17 protein-coding genes, 1 tRNA gene and 1 riboswitch are annotated in these 17022 nt (G+C 53.7%); of the genes, 5 read left to right on the top strand and 13 right to left on the bottom strand.

Annotated features, from left to right (window positions below; all coding sequences use genetic code 11):
* Positions 1-11: 11 nt before the first annotated feature.
* The 4 genes from PGS25_RS10265 to PGS25_RS10250 form a co-directional block, all read right to left on the bottom strand.
* On the bottom strand, positions 12-1157 hold the full coding sequence (locus PGS25_RS10265) for an ABC transporter substrate-binding protein (RefSeq protein ID WP_270418552.1): 1146 nt from the start codon (positions 1155-1157) through the stop codon (positions 12-14).
* Positions 1154-2050: a hypothetical protein gene (locus tag PGS25_RS10260; RefSeq protein ID WP_270418551.1), complete on the bottom strand. Its 897-nt coding sequence runs from the start codon at positions 2048-2050 to the stop codon at positions 1154-1156. The genes PGS25_RS10265 and PGS25_RS10260 overlap by 4 nt, the downstream gene beginning before the upstream one ends.
* Positions 2051-2396: 346 nt before the next feature.
* The gene (locus PGS25_RS10255) at positions 2397-3410 is read right to left on the bottom strand and encodes a sirohydrochlorin cobaltochelatase (protein WP_270418550.1); all 1014 of its coding nucleotides are present in this window, start codon (positions 3408-3410) and stop codon (positions 2397-2399) included.
* Between the two features lie 164 nt (positions 3411-3574).
* Positions 3575-3935: riboswitch (cobalamin riboswitch) on the bottom strand.
* Positions 3936-4022: 87 nt separating this feature from the next.
* On the bottom strand, positions 4023-5375 hold the full coding sequence (locus tag PGS25_RS10250) for an MATE family efflux transporter (RefSeq protein ID WP_118729249.1): 1353 nt from the start codon (positions 5373-5375) through the stop codon (positions 4023-4025).
* 161 nt (positions 5376-5536) lie between these two features.
* Between PGS25_RS10250 and PGS25_RS10245 the strand changes: the two genes are divergently transcribed.
* From PGS25_RS10245 to PGS25_RS10230, 4 genes are all read left to right on the top strand, one after another.
* Positions 5537-5743 carry a hypothetical protein gene (locus PGS25_RS10245; protein ID WP_270418549.1) on the top strand — a complete coding sequence of 69 codons (207 nt, stop codon included), beginning with the start codon at positions 5537-5539 and terminating at the stop codon, positions 5741-5743.
* A gap of 266 nt (positions 5744-6009) precedes the next feature.
* Positions 6010-6756 carry a hypothetical protein gene (locus PGS25_RS10240; RefSeq protein WP_270418548.1) on the top strand — a complete coding sequence of 249 codons (747 nt, stop codon included), beginning with the start codon at positions 6010-6012 and terminating at the stop codon, positions 6754-6756.
* Positions 6757-6786: 30 nt separating this feature from the next.
* Positions 6787-7212, top strand: a complete 426-nt coding sequence (locus PGS25_RS10235) for a GNAT family N-acetyltransferase (RefSeq protein WP_110435740.1) — start codon at positions 6787-6789, stop codon at positions 7210-7212.
* Positions 7187-7576 carry a hypothetical protein gene (locus PGS25_RS10230; protein ID WP_270418547.1) on the top strand — a complete coding sequence of 130 codons (390 nt, stop codon included), beginning with the start codon at positions 7187-7189 and terminating at the stop codon, positions 7574-7576. The genes PGS25_RS10235 and PGS25_RS10230 overlap by 26 nt, the downstream gene beginning before the upstream one ends.
* A gap of 11 nt (positions 7577-7587) precedes the next feature.
* Here the strand turns inward: PGS25_RS10230 and PGS25_RS10225 are convergent, their stop codons facing one another.
* The 4 genes from PGS25_RS10225 to PGS25_RS10210 form a co-directional block, all read right to left on the bottom strand.
* Positions 7588-9696, bottom strand: coding sequence for a heavy metal translocating P-type ATPase (locus tag PGS25_RS10225; RefSeq protein ID WP_116705069.1), 2109 nt, complete (start codon positions 9694-9696; stop codon positions 7588-7590).
* Between the two features lie 209 nt (positions 9697-9905).
* The gene (locus PGS25_RS10220; protein ID WP_116705070.1) at positions 9906-10217 is read right to left on the bottom strand and encodes a DUF6110 family protein; all 312 of its coding nucleotides are present in this window, start codon (positions 10215-10217) and stop codon (positions 9906-9908) included.
* Positions 10218-10481: 264 nt separating this feature from the next.
* Positions 10482-11372, bottom strand: coding sequence for an AraC family transcriptional regulator (locus PGS25_RS10215; RefSeq protein ID WP_270418546.1), 891 nt, complete (start codon positions 11370-11372; stop codon positions 10482-10484).
* A 95-nt stretch (positions 11373-11467) separates the two neighbouring features.
* The gene (locus tag PGS25_RS10210; protein WP_116705072.1) at positions 11468-11725 is read right to left on the bottom strand and encodes a heavy-metal-associated domain-containing protein; all 258 of its coding nucleotides are present in this window, start codon (positions 11723-11725) and stop codon (positions 11468-11470) included.
* Between the two features lie 800 nt (positions 11726-12525).
* On the opposite strand from PGS25_RS10210, the gene PGS25_RS10205 reads away from it, so the two are divergent.
* Positions 12526-12609, top strand: a tRNA-Leu gene (locus tag PGS25_RS10205).
* A gap of 49 nt (positions 12610-12658) precedes the next feature.
* On the opposite strand, the gene PGS25_RS10200 is transcribed toward PGS25_RS10205, so the two are convergent.
* Genes PGS25_RS10200 through PGS25_RS10180 form a run of 5 tightly spaced genes read right to left on the bottom strand, consistent with a single transcriptional unit; the run spans position 12659 to position 16644 of the window.
* Positions 12659-13051: a thioesterase family protein gene (locus PGS25_RS10200; RefSeq protein WP_270418545.1), complete on the bottom strand. Its 393-nt coding sequence runs from the start codon at positions 13049-13051 to the stop codon at positions 12659-12661.
* Between the two features lie 33 nt (positions 13052-13084).
* On the bottom strand, positions 13085-14377 hold the full coding sequence (serS, locus tag PGS25_RS10195; RefSeq protein WP_116705073.1) for a serine--tRNA ligase: 1293 nt from the start codon (positions 14375-14377) through the stop codon (positions 13085-13087).
* Positions 14378-14410: 33 nt separating this feature from the next.
* Positions 14411-14980 carry a hypothetical protein gene (locus PGS25_RS10190; protein WP_270418544.1) on the bottom strand — a complete coding sequence of 190 codons (570 nt, stop codon included), beginning with the start codon at positions 14978-14980 and terminating at the stop codon, positions 14411-14413.
* 12 nt (positions 14981-14992) lie between these two features.
* Positions 14993-15868, bottom strand: coding sequence for a ParB/RepB/Spo0J family partition protein (locus tag PGS25_RS10185; protein ID WP_188886080.1), 876 nt, complete (start codon positions 15866-15868; stop codon positions 14993-14995).
* Positions 15868-16644 (bottom strand): ParA family protein, encoded by a 777-nt coding sequence (locus PGS25_RS10180; protein WP_110435749.1) that lies wholly within the window; start codon positions 16642-16644, stop codon positions 15868-15870. The genes PGS25_RS10185 and PGS25_RS10180 overlap by 1 nt, the downstream gene beginning before the upstream one ends.
* Between the last annotated feature and the right edge of the window lie 378 nt (positions 16645-17022).

The following is a 17022-nucleotide window of genomic DNA, read 5'->3' as shown; positions in this document are numbered from 1 at the left end:
ATCCTCTCCTTTCAGGACAGTTTGTGTAAGTATTTCAGGGTGGACGGATCGCCGTCTGCAATGACGGTATGGAAGTCGCGGATCAGCTCGTCCAGCTCCATTGTGGACTGGTACAAGTTCTTCTCCGTACACCACACATTGCCGGTTTTCACGGCCTTGAAGTCCGCAAGCAGCGGGCTTTTTTCCAGCAGCTGGTCAAGCGTCTGCAGCTCACTGTCGATGGTGGCGTTGTAGATCATCACGTCCGCGTCCTTGGCTCCGGCGTAAAAGCTTTCCATCTGCATATTGACGGTGGACTTTGCCGTATCGTCCGTCAGATCATCAAAAATGTACTTTCCTCCTGCCAGACTGAGCATCTCCGCGATATAATCCGTGGATTTGCGAACATTGACCGCACCGTTTGACGTGATGTAAAAGAACGAAACCGTCTTGCCGGCTGCCGGCTTCTGCAGGATGTCCACAATGCCGTCCACCTTATCCGCAAACAGCTTTTCCGCCTTGTCCTCGCAGCCGAGCAGCGTGCCGTACACCTTGATCCATTCCATGCGGCCGAGTGCGTGCGGCTCGTAGCTGGAACGCTCGACAAACACCGGAATACCCAGCTTTTCGAGCTGCTCCTTGACCTCAGGCGTATGGTAGATCATGGTGTTCTCAATAGCAAGATTGCAGTCAGCGGAGTAGATGGTCTCGTAATCCGGCGCGCTGTACTTGCCCGCATAGGTGATCTTGCCGTCCGCCATCGCCTGCTTGGCTTCATCGATGTACCAGCCGTCCTGCCTGGTGCCGGACAGTGAAATGCTGTCCAGCGCATCCAGTGCAACGAACTGGTCCATGACACTTGAGGAAACCAGATAAATGCTGTCCAGCGGCTGCTGCAGCACCACGATATCTGCGTCCAGACCGTCCGGCACGGACGCGTTTTCCGGAACGACCAGATAACGTGCGTCGTCCTTCACGGTAATGAGCGAATAGCCGCCGTCATAGTGATCGACCGAGAAGCACTCGGCATACTCCAAATCCATGCTGTCGGTCGACTGCATGTCGCTCCACGAGACCGCCGCCTGCGTCTGTGCGGTCGATTGCCGGGCAGTTCCGCAGCCGGACAGACCGCCGAGCAGCAGTGCCGCACTCAGGCACCATGCTGTAATTCTTCTCATTTTGCTGCCGGAGCGATGGACGCAGAGTCAAAACGCAGCGTGTACTCGATCTCGTGCGGCTCACTCATTGCGGTGGTGTCGGCTACGACCGGCATCGCCCAGTCAAAGCCCGCAACCGGAATTTCAAACGTGGAGTGCTCATTTTCGATCACAGCATCGTACTTTTCGTCGTTCACCTTCATGTAATCGTAGTTTTTGCTGCTCCAGATGATCTTAGCCGTCACCTTGCCGCCCGAAACGGTCAGCGCTGCGGGAGATTCCACGCTTGCACGGCCGGAGCCGCCGGAAAGCGTTACGTCAGCGGTGTAGGTGCCGTCTGCGAGAGACAGGCTCTCAGCGGTGGTCATTACGCCGTCTGCCAGTGCGTCTGCCGGCAAAGAGTCCGCACGGAACACCAGGGTGCGGTCGTACCACTTCTCCTTCTTCTTGCTGAAGGCTGCGCAGTCAATGCCCTCATCGAGCGCCTTAACCGGAACGGTAAAGCTGTGTGTGCCGTCGGCTTCCTCGGTGAACGGAATGTAGTCGGCCTCCTCGGCAGCGGCAGCCTCCTCGCCGGTGCCCATATAGACGTACAGATAACCGGTACCGCCCATGTGCATCTTAGCGGTCATTTCGCCGTTCTTGACGGTCAGCTCGCACGCGGTGACGTTGAACATGTTGGAGCTGGAATCGACGGTTACATCGTAGGTACCGTCCTTCACTTTGTCGCCGGTGATCGGCGTCATACCGTCCTCAACAACGTCCTCGACACCGGCCATATCGGACGCAGAAGCGACCTGAGAGGTGGTGCTGCTGTCCTGCGCGGAGGTGTCCTGCTGGGTGCTGCCGCCGCAGGCGGACAGGAGCATGAATGCCGCAAATACGGCGCTTAACAGTGCTTTTTTGTTCTTCATTGTGGTTTCTCCTTTGTTTTGCGATATAAACGGGATTTTGATGAATGGCTGCCATTCGGGGCATTTGCGCTTGAGAAGCGAACGGAATCTTGCCTACCCGGCAGGGGCACAAGGTGAATTGCCCGAAGGGCAAGAGAGAGTCCCCTGGGGGATAACCGTGTCGCGCAACTCTTTTACGCGTTGTTACTCACAGCACCTGCGAATGACACCTATCGCATTTTCTTCACTCTAGGTATAATTTTCCATTCTCCATTTTCAATTCTGCATACCAAAAATCGACAATCAAAATCTCACAAAAACAGGGTCCGTCCGCATTCCACGGCTCGGACCCTGCTGTTTACTTGATTTACTTCAGGGAATCAATCGCTGCCTGTGCGTGTGCAACAAACAGATCCTGGATTGCCTGCACAGAGCCAAGGCCCTCAACTACGGTGGTTACCTCGAAGCCTGCCTTCTCAAACTCGGTCTTCCAGGAGCCGTCCTCGTCGCCTGCCATATCGTTATTGGCATGGTCGCCTGCAACGATCATCAGCGGACGCAGAACGACCTTCTTATAGCCGCCTGCCTTAACGGCTGCGATTACGTCATCGAGGGACGGAGTTGCCTCAACAGTGCCGACAAAGTAGTTGTCGTAGCCTGCGGCCTTGAGGGTCTCCTGCATCTTGGTGTAAACGCTGTTGGAATCCGCCTCGGTGCCGTGACCCATGAAGCAGATTGCGGTCTCGCCGTCGTCATACTCCTTGGTTGCGTCTACGATGGCATTCATAACCTTCTGGAAGTCGTCGTCAGAGGTCAGCAGCGGCTCACCGAGCACGATCTTCTCGAAGGAATCCGAATAGCCTGCCAGCTCATCCTTGAGGTCGTTGTACTCCAGGCCGTTCATCAGATGGGTCGGCTGAACAACCAGAGTCTTGACCTTGTTAGCTACGGCGCGGTCCAGTGCCTCGGTTACGTTGTCAATCTTCTCGCCGTCACGCTTGTTTACATGGTCGATGATGATCTGGCTGGTGAAGCCGCGGCGTACCGCGTAATCCGGGAACGCCTTCTGCATAGCCTTCTCGATGGCACCGATGGTCTCACGGCGGCTGTCGTTATAGCTGGTGCCGAAGCTGACTACGAGCAGCTCGGTATCGCCAATTTCATCCTGATTCAGCGGATCGTCCAAGGAAGCGTCACCCGTTTCATAGTTTTCGTCCGGATCGGTCTGATCCTGCGCATCGGTCTGTGCAGTGGTGTTATTGTCCTTCGTGTCATCCTCAGCTGCGGTCTTGCTGCCGCCGCAAGCGGTCAGCATGGACATCAGCATGCCGGAAACGATCAGCATAATGCCGAGCTTCTTCAGTTTGCTTACTTTGCTCATGGTTTTCCTCCTTCGTTTTGCTTGCAAAGCGAAAGCGCACACTTTGAAAGAAAAAGGGTACGGAAAACACACAGTCCCCCCATCAATATATGATGAAAGGGACTGCTTGAATCAAAAATCATGCGGTATCAGTACAATCAATAACTCGTGACCCGGAAGCAGCTTCCCGTACCAACAGACCGGCAGGTTTCCTGACTTGCGGCTCTTAAGGCAATACCGCATAATTGAACAAGGGCGATTTGCGAGTAAATTCTCGCGTACTGACGAGGCGTGGTTTTGCGGTAATACTTGATGTATTACCGTGAAATCACAACGAAGTCAGAACACAAAATTTCCGCAAAGCGCCGCAGCTTTCATCATGCGATGTTGCCTTAGAACTGCCGCCTTCCCGATACCGTAATATCAGTGACGTAAATGGCAGTCCATTTCCCGCTTACAGTGACGAGATCGTGCAGGATTTTCACCTGCTTCCCTTTTACCCGCTGCTCCTTTGCAGACAGCGGCACCGACTGTTCGCTTATTTACTTATTGCGCGGGAAATTCCCGCATTGCACGAGTATTATACTATATTTAACCGTCAATTACAACCGTTTTCCGAAGAAAAACGCGCTCTCATGTCTCCTGCGGCCGGAAAACCTTTTTCCGCACGATCAGGTAGCACACAAAGTGCGCCAGGATGGTCAGTATCCACGAGATCGGGTAGGACGCATACAGGATGAACAGCGTATGCTGCACGCGAAAGACCGTAAAAATCCAGATGATACGGAACACACATGCGCCAATCAGCGAAACGATCATTGGCAGCATGGAATAGCCCAGACCGCGTATTGTGCCCGCGAGCACATCCATCATGCCGCACAGGCAGTAGGTGACGCTGATGACCGACAGGCGCTGCATACCGAACGAGATGACCTCCAGATCATCCGAGTAGATGTGCAGCAGATGATTGCCGAGCAGATGCGCGCCGTTTCCGAGCACCAGACCGATCAGTGTGACAATGCACATGCAGCGCACGAGTGTCTGGTCGATGCGGTGATAATTCTTTGCACCGAGATTCTGGCTGGTGAAGCTGATGGAGGTCTGATAGAGCGCGTTCATCGAAATGTACACAAACCCCTCAATGTTGGCGGCTGCCGTGTTGCCAGCAACCGTTACTGCGCCGAAGCTGTTGACCGAGGACTGAATGAGTACGTTCGAGATATTGAAGATAACGCTCTGCATACCGGCAGGCAGACCGACCTGCATGATTCTCAGGAACTTATCCATGTGGAAGTGCAGACGGCGCAGGTCGAGATGGCACATGCCGTCCGATTTTACAAGGCACAGCACGGTCAGCGCCGCAGAGACACACTGGCTGAGCACGGTGGCGATCGCAGTTCCGGCAACACCCATGCCGAGCAGGCACACAAACAGCAGGTCGCCGAGGACGTTCATCACGCCTGCCGCCATCAGGAAGTACAGCGGACGCCGGGTATCGCCCACGGCACGCAGCACGGCGGCACCGAAGTTGTAGATCATGGTTGCCGGCATGCCGATGAAGTACACCTGCATGTACAGCACGGCCTGGTCGATAACCTCATCCGGCGTAGCCATCAGCGTCAGCATGGGACGTGCGAGCACAACGCCGAGCACGATCAGTATCGTGCCGCCAATTAAGCCGGTGAGCAGCGCCGTCTGGATGGTCTGCTGCACACCGTCATAATCCCGCTCGCCGTAATGCCGCGCGACAAGCACGTTCGCACCGACCGAAATACCGATGAATGAGTTGACCAGCAGGTTGAACAGCGAGGTGGTCGAGCCGACCGCCGCCATCGCATTGCTGCCCGCAAATTTGCCGACTACGACAATGTCGGTCGCGTTGAACAGCAGCTGCAGCACACCCGAAAGAATCAGCGGCAGCGAAAACAGCAGGATTTTGCTCAGCAGCGGACCGCTGCACAGGTCCATCTCGTAGCTGCGTTTCATTCGTTAAAGCACTTCCCTTCTTGCGTAAAGTTTCTCTATTACCTATATTATCTATCGGAATATCGGTGGTGTCAATGGGTGATTGTGTTTCGGACGCATTCATGGTATAGTGAAGTCACAGTAGAATGATAAATTAGGATTTGATAAAGGAGCGTGATTGCATGGAAAAAGGTGTCATTCTGAAAGTGATTAGTATTGTTTTTGCTCTCATAACCATTTTAGCAATCGCCTGTGCTATTACAGGTTCAGGAAGTGGCTTCTTGGATTTGAGCAATATTGCGAGAGCCGTATGCATCGGAGTTGCTGTAATCTGCGGTATTCTTGCATTTGTAACTTGGAAATGCTCTAAGGCAACACCGCACAATTAAAGCGGCGGTGCTTTGCGGAAATTTTGTGCCCTGACTTTGTTGCAGTTTCACGGTAATACATCAAGTATTACCGCAAAACTGCGCCTCGTCAGTACGCAAAATTTACTCGCAAATCACTCTTGTTCAATTATGCGGTATTGCCCTAAGTCAAAAGCTTGACCAATTCCAGTTTGATCAAACAAAGAAATTATTGGAAAGGAAAATAAAGAATCAGAAAGCGAAAAGAAAGTGATTGCAGATAAAGCAGCATCCAAGGAGACGATTATATGAAAAAACGCCTGTTATCTGCCGTTTTGGCGCTGGTTCTATGTGCTTATCCCGCTATGGCGGCTGATTTCGACACGCTGACAATCTCCTCCGACCGTGAGGTCATAGATGATTCTGTACTGTATGAGCTTGCCGAAGCAGACGAACCCAGCACGCTCACCTTGCGCACACCGAACGGTGAAACCGGCTCTCTGACGTTCGATGGAACAAAGTATCACCTGCAGCCGTGCGGACAGACCAACGAATTCACCTATTCGGTTTTGTTTTCCGCGGACGGCGAAAACGCCTATGGTCTCCCCTACACCGAATGGTTTATGTCCGATTCCGACATTGGACAGCACATTTTTGATCCGGTGACCGAGTGGGACGCCCGGCATATCTGTTCCGTGCCGCGCTGGCGCGACTGCGGTACACTGCGCCTGACCGGACAGAACAAGCTCAAGCCGCCGTATGCGCTGCTGACGCGCTTTTTTGCAATCCATCGAGATCGGAATGCTTCCATTTCTCTGGAAATGCAGCCTACTCTGGGACAGCCCCTGTTCCTTGCATACCATAATGGAACTTACACGCTGACCGAAACCGGTCCGAACCGGTTTATCCGCACCGAGTGGACACAGCTTGTGCCGCTGCCGACGGATGATCTGCACATGTTTTCTCTCACGCTGATCAACGCCAGCGGCGAACAGCGCCCGCTGTTTACGTTTCCACATCCGGTAACGTATCTGACATTACCTTCTATTGTGTAACAATCAAATTTGCAGGAGAGTCCCCCCGCTATGATTAGAGAATTACGAAAAGCAGATATCAATCAAGTTGCCGATATATGGCTGGATACCAATATAAAGGCACATTATTTTATCCCTGCCCAATATTGGAAAAGTAATTTGGAGCTTGTGAAAGAACTGCTGTTGCAGGCAACTGTCTATGTCTATGAGGACAATCAGAAGATACAAGGATTTATCGGGCTGAATGGTGAATATATTGAAGGCATTTTTGTTTCTGAGGCAATGCAGTCGCAGAGTATCGGTAAAATACTGCTGAATTATGTAAAGAATACAAGAAGCAAACTGATTTTGAATGTATATCAAAAAAACACACCAGCAATATCTTTTTATCAAAGAGAAGGATTTGAAATTCAGTACAGCGGCCTGGATGAAGCTACCGGGGAAAAAGATTATGGAATGGCGTGGCAGCAGAAGTAAAAACTACAGTTTTTCAAACAGTTATAGAAACACAAAACCCCGTCAAAGACGGGGGTTTCAGCTTGTCGAAAAAGTCAGATTTCTATTTTGTGCTTCGTGCGACAGCACGCATAAAATAGAATTTGCGCAGCAAATTCATAAAAACCGGGGCGTGGTCCAGACCACCCTCTCTTGCCGCTATGCGGCAATTCACCTTGTGTACCTCGGTTTTTCTTCAGCATTCGATCGAAAGCGTGGTTTCGATCGAGAGGCTGCTCGAAAAACGATAGTTTTTCGACAGCCTCAACTCCCCGTCAAAGACGGGGTTTTGTTATACCTGAATCGCAAAAAGAAAGAGTGGAAAGCGCTTCACTCTCCACTCTAACTCTATTAAAATTACTTGCTCTCCAGCAGACGGGTCGTCTCGGAAGAATCGATCAGATTGGTCATGCTGCGCAGGCTGATGCCCAGCGTAGACAGGTTGTGCATCATCGCAGAGGTTGCGGGAGCCAGCACGCCGGCAACGCCCAGACCGATCAGTGAACCGTTAAAGCCGATTACGAAGCGGTAATTGGAGTTGATGCGGCTCATCAAACCCTGTGCGATACGGCGCAGAGCAACCAGCTCAAACAGATTCTCGGCTGCGATGGTGATGTCCGCAATCTCACGGGCGATGGCAGCGCCGTCGCTGATGGCTACGCCAACGTTAGCCGCCGACAGCGCCGGAGAATCGTTGATACCGTCGCCGAGCATGATAACCGTATGGCCTGCCGCGCGTTCCTGCTCGACAAAGTTTGCCTTGTCCTCCGGCAGAACCTCAGCGCGGTAGTCGTCCACGCCGACCTCAGCCGCGATAGCCGCTGCCGTGCGCTCACTGTCGCCGGTCAGCATAACTGTGCGCTTGATGCCGAGGGCGCGCAGCGCCTTCATCACATCGCGGGCCTCCGGACGAAGCGGGTCTGCGATGCAGATAACGGCCGCCAGCTCACCGCCGATGGCCAGATACAGGTGCGAGAACTCGGGCGGGAGTGCATCATACTTCTCCTGCTCACCGGCCGGAACCGTACACTTTTCATCCTCGAAGATAAAGTGTGCACTGCCTATAACGACCTTCTTGTTTTCAACCATGCTGGAAATGCCGTGCGCTACGATATACTCAACCTGCGAGTGCATTTCCTCGTGTGCCAGATTGCGCTCACGCGCAGCGCGGACAACGGCGTTCGCCATGGAGTGTGGGAAATGCTCCTCCAGGCAGGCTGCAACGCGCAGCATGTCGTCTTCGGAACGACCACCGAACGGAATAACCCTGGCAACCACCGGGCAGGCGTGCGTCAGCGTACCGGTCTTGTCGAATACAATGGTATCTGCCTGCGCGACAGCCTCGAGGAACTTGCCGCCCTTGACCGTGATATGATACATGCTTGCCTCACGCATGGCGGACAGAACCGCCAGCGGCATAGCCAGCTTGAGCGCACAGGAGAAATCAACCATCAGCACGGACAGTGCACGGGTGACATTGCGGGTCAGTGCATAGCTGAGCGCACTGCCGACCAGCGTGTACGGCACCAGCTTGTCCGCCAGATTAGCGGCATGGCTCTCAGCAGCACTCTTAAGCTGCTCGGACTGCTCGATCATGGAAACGATCTTGTCGTAGCGGCTCTCGCCGGAGGACTGGGTGACCTCGATCACGCAGTCACCTTCCTCGATGACCGTGCCGGCATAAACCTGCGTACCCGGACGCTTTGCAACCGGCATGGATTCTCCGGTAAGCGATGCCTGATTAACCATGACTTCGCCTTCAACAACCTCACCGTCCAGCGGGATGACGCTGCCCATGCGAACCAGAATGTGATCACCGACAGCGATGTTTGACAGCGGTACAAGTACCTCTGCGTCATCGGTTTTGAGCCATACGCGTTTTACGTTGAGCGACATACAGCGTGCCAGATCGTCAACCGACTTTTTGTGCGTCCACTCCTCGAGCAGCTCACCAATATCGAGCAGGAACATAACCGAGCCTGCCGTGGAGAAGTCCCGGCGTACCATCGAAACACCGATGGACAGTGCGTCGAGCAGCTCAACCTTCAGCTCTCTGTGAATCAGGCGCTTGAGACCGCGGCCGAGGAACGGCAGCGACAGCCAGATCGTGCGTGCTATCTGCAGCGGCGTTGGCAGGAACAGCGTGCAGGCAAACTTCGTAATAACCTTGCCAACCAGCTTTTCCTGATACTCACGGTTGAGCGCACGGCCGCTGTGGGTCGGCGTCAGCGCCGTAACAGACGGTGCAGTATAGTTAAACTGAGCGATCGCGCGGATGATATTCTCGCGGTCACCGATGTAGCGGATGACAGCACAGCAGGTGCGCTCGTGCACGGCTGCGTTGAGTACACCCGGCTGATTCTGCAGATACGCCTCCAGCAGATCAGCCTGCTCCAGCGTCATGCGGTACTGCTTCATGCGCACACGAAGCCGTCCGCGGCTTTCGTGTTCAATGAATGCTTTCATAGTAAAATTACCTCCAGCTTACTTCCGGTAGATAGGAAAAGAGGGGCTCTGCCCCTCTTTGATATTCGTCCCATGAAAACCGGGAACATGTGCCTCGGTTTTCATTCCCTAAGAGGGAGAAAGCTTCCGAATGGGAACTTTCGGGCGACTTTGGAACGGCTCACAGTCCGTTCTTCCTGTTCGCCAAACCACGGTTTGGCGACAGGTTCTTATGCCTCAACCGGAGCAGCAGTCGGGTCCTCATCGGTCAGCTCAACCTCAATGTCTGCATCCTCAACAGCAGCAGCCTCTGCCTCAGCAGCGCGCTTCTCGTTGATCTCCTCTGCGGAAGCGAGGATGTCGCCGACGTTCTCCTTAACGCAGTCAACGGTATTCATAACGGTATCCTTCATGCGAAGAACCGCTGCGGTAGCATGGGTATATACGTTCTTAGCATCCTTGCTGCTCAGCAGCTTGATACCTGCGGAACCGAACAGAGTGCCACCAACAAATACGGCGATGTCCTTGTAAATCTTCTTCATAATATGTTCCTCCTATCAATCTCACTTGCGCTTACAGCCGGTAATCATCGTCATTACCATGCAGAACAACGCGGCCCATGCCCAAAAACGATGCTGCTTCATACAGTACACCTCCAAACATGGTGTGTTTTTTTGTTTGCGATTATCATATCACAATTTTTCCTGCTTGTCGCACAGCTTTAGACATGAAACGCACGGAATCGGACATTTTCGCAGTTTGTTGCCGCTAATTTTTAGTTTTATCATCAAAATAGTTGCATTTTGCTAACTTTTTCGAGCTTGTCGGCGGTACTGCGAGGGCGTCAGCTGATAGCGGCGCTTGAACGCCACACCGAACTGACTGGCGCTGTTATAGCCGACCGCCGCCGCAATATCCACGATGGAGAGCGGACTCCGATGCAGCAGTTCGGCAGCATGCTGCACCCGCTTTTCAAGCAGATACTGGTGGATCGGACGACCATAGGTCTGCCGAAATATATCCTTCAGGGCGGTCGGCGAAATGCGGAACCGTGCAGACAGCTGGTCGATCGTAAGCGGGTCGGACAGGTGCGATACCATATACTCCTGTACCTGCCTCACTGTATCGGTCAGATAGTGATCGCGGGAGACGGATTCCTGCGGTATCGTCAGCAGCGGACTGTCTGTACTGATGAGGTACAGCAGCTCAATGGCTTTGATTGCACTGTAGGCGGCTCTGTCCCGCTCCGGAACGGACTGCAGTGCCGCAGCCAGACTATCAATCCACACCGCGCTGCGCAGCACTACGCAGCCCATATGCGGAGTGACTCGTGCTTTGATTCGTGCTGCGTTGACCGTCAGACGGCACGGTGCCGCTGCGCTCTGCTCGATGAGCACCAGCTCACCGCTGAACAATCCGTCCGCGACCGAAAGGCTCTGCACACTTGCGCCGAGCAGCAGCAGTACCTCGTGCTCACGCAGGAACACTTGCCGCCCATTGGTCATGGTCAGCCGCAGACCGCCCTGCCGGCAGAACAGCACCTCGCACGGCACCTCGGATGGCTCCGCAGGCATGGCCGGCGGCACGGTCAGCGCGCAGTCAAAATCGCACACGCGCACGCCATCCATCGGCTGGGTCCAGCGTACGCAGCCGGACAGCGATGCGCCGGTATTCGGTTTGAGCAGAGTTTCCAGCACTGCGATTTCCTCCGTTGGTATATATCGGTTTATTAGGTTAGATTTTGCTAACCTGTGTTGAAAAGCAAAGCCGCTGCAAAGCGGCCTTACTCTGCTCATTTATGCAGAAAGGAAAACAGTCCCTTTTTCTCATATCGCTCCTTGGAAAAGGACGTAACGGTGTAGCCGGTAGCGTTTACCGCATCGCGGACAGCCTGCTCATCGAGATCCTGCTCAGTGAGGATAACCGTCTGCCCCTTGCCGTGAGAGGAAGTGACCTTCTTCACAGGAAATGCCTTGCGAACCGCATCGTTGACATGGCTTTCGCACATGCCGCACATCATGCCGTCAACGCCGAGAGTAATTTTCAACATGGGTGTAATGCTCCTTTTGTACCCGAGCTGGTTAGCTTTTACTAACTAACAATATATCACGAAATATCGCAGATTGCAAGGGGGAATCCTTAGTTTTGCGTAGGAGTTTGCTCATGCAGGATTCGCCGCACCCGCGGCAGGGGCAAGAGGGTAGACACCTGCGGTTTCTACCCTCTTAACTCCCGTTTCCCTTTATTTCTTAGTCTGGCGCAAACCAGAGACCGGCGACCTCTTCGATAATGGGGAACGGCAGAGGATTTTTTCTTCCGTAGGGGAGCACAGTGTGCTCCCATGCCGAAACCTATACGCAGTGCTGGATACCGTTCTGCTACACAGACGAGCTACTCTACGCAGGCGCGGCATAACCGTGCCGCGCAACTCGTTAGCGCGTTATGATAGACAGCACCTACGAGGATAAATTGTACCAAATGCCTAATCCGCAGGTGCCGTGCGGTACAACGCGCCAAAGAGTTGCGCGACACTGTTATGTCGCGCCTGCGCAGACTTTCCGGTCTGTGTAGCAGAATACTATCTGACCCTGCGAACAGGTTGAGAAAGATACGGAAGAAAAAATCCTCTGCCGTTCCCCATATTTCGGAGCGGTCACATATCGGTAATCTGCGCCAGGCTATCCACGGGAAAGGGGTGATTCTCAAGAGGGTGGAAACCGCAGGTGTCTACCCTCTTGTGCGCCCGCGCGGCGTCAGCGCAGATTCCCTTGCTTCGCAAGCGCCCCACTCCCGATGAGCACATCATCAAGATTGACAAATACCCGTAAAAAGGGTATACTAATCTTATCTGCGGGTATGGCGGAATTGGCAGACGCGCCAGATTTAGGTTCTGGTGTCCTCGACGTGCAGGTTCAAGTCCTGTTACCCGCACCAACAAAAAACGCTGTGGAATCTCTCCACAGCGTTTTTCTTTTGCTTATTTTTACTTGGACAGCTTGCTCTGTGCCTTCTGCTCAAAGCGCTCCTTCGCTACGATAGCGCGCTGGTGCGTGCCCTCACCGATCAGGCCTGCCTCATCATATGCGGCAACCTTGAAGGTGAGCATCTTGCCGTTCGGCGCGATCTCGGTCAGCTCGGTCTCGATGCGGACTTCCATGCCCTCCGGCGTAGCGGCAACGTGGCTTACGTTTACCAGCGTGCCGACCGTGGTCTTATCCTCTTCCAGCTCACCGGCTACGCTGCCTGCTGCAGTGTTCTCGATAGCTGCGATCATCATCGGGGTGGCAAACACGGATACCAGACCGCTGCCTACATTGCATGCCAGCTGATCCTTGGTTACGATGAACTTCTTCTCACCCTTAATACCAACCTGCATTGGAATCTCTCCTTTTTTCTATAGTAAGGTAAATTACTTTCTGCGGATCTCAGTCATGCCGCCCATATACGGCTGCAGCGGCTTCGGAATTGCAACCGAGCCGTCCTCACGCAGGTTGTTCTCGAGGAATGCGATCAGCATACGCGGAGGTGCAACAACGGTGTTGTTCAGCGTGTGTGCGAAGTACAGCTCCTTCGGATTCTCCTTGCCGCGGACACGGATGCCCAGACGGCGAGCCTGTGCGTCGCCGAGGTTGGAGCAGGAGCCGACCTCGAAGTACTTCTTCTGGCGCGGAGACCATGCCTCTACGTCGCAGGACTTAACCTTCAGGTCAGCCAGGTCGCCAGAGCAGCACTCGAGCGTGCGAACCGGAATGTCCATCGAACGGAAGAAGTCAACCGTGTTCTGCCACAGTTTGTCATACCACATCTTGCTCTCTTCCGGCTTGCAGACAACAACCATTTCCTGCTTCTCGAACTGGTGAATACGGTATACGCCGCGCTCCTCGATGCCGTGTGCGCCGACTTCCTTACGGAAGCACGGAGAGTAGCTGGTCAGGGTCTGCGGAAGGGTTTCCTCATCGTTGATGGTGTCGATGAACTTGCCGATCATGGAGTGCTCGGAGGTACCGATCAAGTACAGGTCCTCGCCCTCGATCTTGTACATCATGTTCTCCATTTCCTTAAAGGACATAACACCCTTAACGACATCACCGTGGATCATGAACGGCGGAATGTAGTAGGTAAAGCCGCGGTCGATCATGAAGTCGCGTGCGTAGGACAGGATGGAGGAATGCAGACGGGCAATATCGCCCTTCAGGTAGTAGAAGCCGTTGCCGGAGGTGCGGCGTGCAGCATCGAGGTCGATGCCGTCGAAGGACTCCATAATATCAACGTGATACGGAACCTCGAAATCCGGGACGACCGGATCGCCAAACTTTTCAATCTCAACGTTCTCGGAGTCGTCCTTGCCGATCGGAACGGACGGGTCAATGATGTTCGGGATAACCATCATACGGTTCTTGACTTCCTCAGCGAAGGTCTTTTCATCCTCCTCGAGCTTGGTCATCTCATCGGCCATTGCCTTTACCTCAGCCTTGATCTTCTCGGCCTCTTCCTTCTGACCCTTGGCCATCAGACCGCCGATCTCCTTGGACTTCTTGTTGCGCTGTGCACGCAGCTCGTCACAGCGGGTCTTGGCTGCACGGTACTTCGCGTCAAACTCGATGACCTCGTCAACCATCGGGATCTTCTCGTCCTGGAACTTCTTCTTGATGTTTTCCTTTACCGCATCCGGATTGGTGCGGACAAATTTGATATCCAGCATTGTGTCTATATCTCCTTTTACATTATATACGTGTTATTCTTCCGTGTCGTTCGGCTCTGCATCCTGCGCTTGCTCAGCCTGCTCCAGTGTCGCTTTGGCCGACTGGAACAGTTTGCTGATGTTCTCATCAAAGCCATCCTCGCTGCTGCCCAGCAAACGCTCCTCGCTGTATTTCGTCAGCATTTCGTCGTAGGTCTTGCGGGCATCCGCGGTCTGCTTAGCCGCCAGAGAAACGCCGATCTGCGCAAGGTACTGATACACCTCACGCTCCTCCATACGCTGCTCGGTCGCACCGACTACATCGGTTGCCGCCTGCTCACTGTCGAGCGTCTTGCGCACCTTATCCAGTGCAGTATTCTGCATATCGTACTGCTTCTGCAAATCTTCCACTTTCTGGGTTGCGCCCTGTGCCACGGTCTGCTGCTGTGTCAGCTGCGAGCTCAGGTTTTTGACCTGCTTGTCCGCACGCGACTGCGCCACATAGCTGATCAGAATCAGCGCAATTGCTACAGAAAACAGTCCGACGATATAAAAGGTCAGCGTGGTGCGGCTGAGCTTTTTCTCCGGTTTGTTCTGTTCCGGCTGCTTATTCTGCTCGTCCATTGCTTGCCTCCTTTATACACGCAGGTTTCGGAGTGCTTCACTGAGCCGCTCCAAATCCTCTGCGCCGTAGTATTCCAACGTCAGCTGGCCGCTGTGCTTGCCCTGCTGAATGCTGATCTTGCGTCCGAGGACGCCCTCCAGCTCCTTCTCCAGCTCGGCAATGTAGTCCACGGAAACCTCAGGCGGCTGCTCTGGCTTTTCGACCGGTTTTTTGTTCATGCGCTTGGCCAGCGCCTCCGACTGACGGACCGACAGGCCGACCATCTGTCTGGCTGCCTCTACGCGCTTATCCTCCTCGTTTACCGCAAGGACTGCCCGCGCGTGACCGCCGGAGATTTCGCCTTCGCTGACCATCGTACGCACCTCGGTCGGCAAAGCCAGCAGACGCAGTGCATTTGCTACCGCCGAACGTGACTTGACCACGCGCTTGGAAACCTGCTCCTGCGTCAGTCCAAACTGCTTCATCAGACGCTCATAACCTTCGGCTTCTTCGATTGGGTTCAGGTCCTGCCGCTGTAGATTTTCGATCAGTGCCAGCTCCATGACCTCGTCTTCCTCGGCCTCAAGCACCATCGCAGGAATGTCTTCCAGGCCTGCCTGACGTGCTGCACGCCAACGGCGCTCACCTGCAATGATCTGGTAGTAGCCGTCCTTCTCGCCCTTGCGCACTGTGATTGGTGTGATGACGCCGTGCAGGCGAATGCTCTCTGCCAGCTCGTCCAGAGATACCTGATCAAAGGCCTTCCTCGGCTGATCGGGATTCGGCTCGATTTTTGCCAAAGGCAGTTTTTTTGTGCCGTTATCCAGACTTTCTTCCATTAAATCGCTGGTATCACTGCCGAAAAGGTTGGACAAGCCGCCGCCCAGACCCATTTTTGCGCCTGCCATCAGCTTCTCCCCTTTCGGTCATTTTTCTTCAGAATCTCGTCCGCGAGAGCCAGATAAGCCTCTGCGCCGCGGCACATTCTGTCGTATGCCGTTATGGGCTTGCCGTGGCTCGGCGCTTCACTCAAACGCACGTTGCGCGGCACAACAGCCGAAAACACCTCGCCCGGGAAGTGCTTTTTCACTTCCTCAACCACCTGAATCGACAGATTGGTACGTCCGTCAAACATAGTCAGCAGCACGCCTTCCATCACCAGCTTGCGGTTGAGCGCCTTCTTTACCATGCGCACGGTCGTCATCAGCTGACTCAGACCTTCGAGCGCGTAATACTCGCACTGCAGCGGCACCAGAAAGCTGTCGGCTGCACACAGGCAGTTGAGAGTCAGTAGACCGAGTGACGGCGGACAGTCGATAAATACATAGTCGTAATCGTCCTTCACCTGATCGAGTACGTTTTTCAGACGATACTCTCGATCGGACATTCCAATCAAATCCAACTCAGCGCCCGCCAGATTAACATTCGCGCCCAGCAGATCAACCCACTTAGTCGATACGATGGCGCTCTTGACATCCGGTTGGTCGGCTACGATCAGGTCGTAAATCGAGGTTTCCAGTGAGCGCGGATCCACGCCAAAACCGGAGGTTGCATTGCCCTGTGGATCGAAATCACACAGCAGAACGCGCTTTTCGCGCTCCGACAACGCTGCCGCGAGGTTGATAGCGGTTGTAGTTTTTCCCACGCCGCCCTTTTGATTGGCAAACGCGATAATCTTCCCCATAGTCATTTCCTCTCGTCCATGGTTTTTTTCTACGGATTTCATTATATCACATTGCACTTTTAATTGCAAAGCAATCGCAGTATTTTTACAGCTGTTTCACGTGAAACATCAAGTATTTTGCCGTTTTACAGGATACAACTGGTAAATTAACCGACTTTTGTTTCACGTGAAACAAAAGAGAGCCGTTCGGCTCTCTTACCTTATTATATATACTTCTACACGCTTTCCGACTTTCTCCAACTTTACCCAGAAGTGCTGTCCGTAACAGAACGTAAAAAGCTTGCGCGACACTGTCATGTCGCGCCTGCGTAGAATAGCCGACATATGTAGCAGTAGTTTATCTGTGAACTGCGAATAGTCTACGAAAGTCATACAAGA

This window comes from Butyricicoccus sp. AM78-15b2TA (genome assembly GCF_027665985.1).
Lineage (GTDB): Bacteria > Bacillota > Clostridia > Oscillospirales > Butyricicoccaceae > Agathobaculum > Agathobaculum butyriciproducens.
Note: the sequence above shows the minus strand (reverse complement) of the source record. Positions and strands in the feature narration are given on the sequence as shown.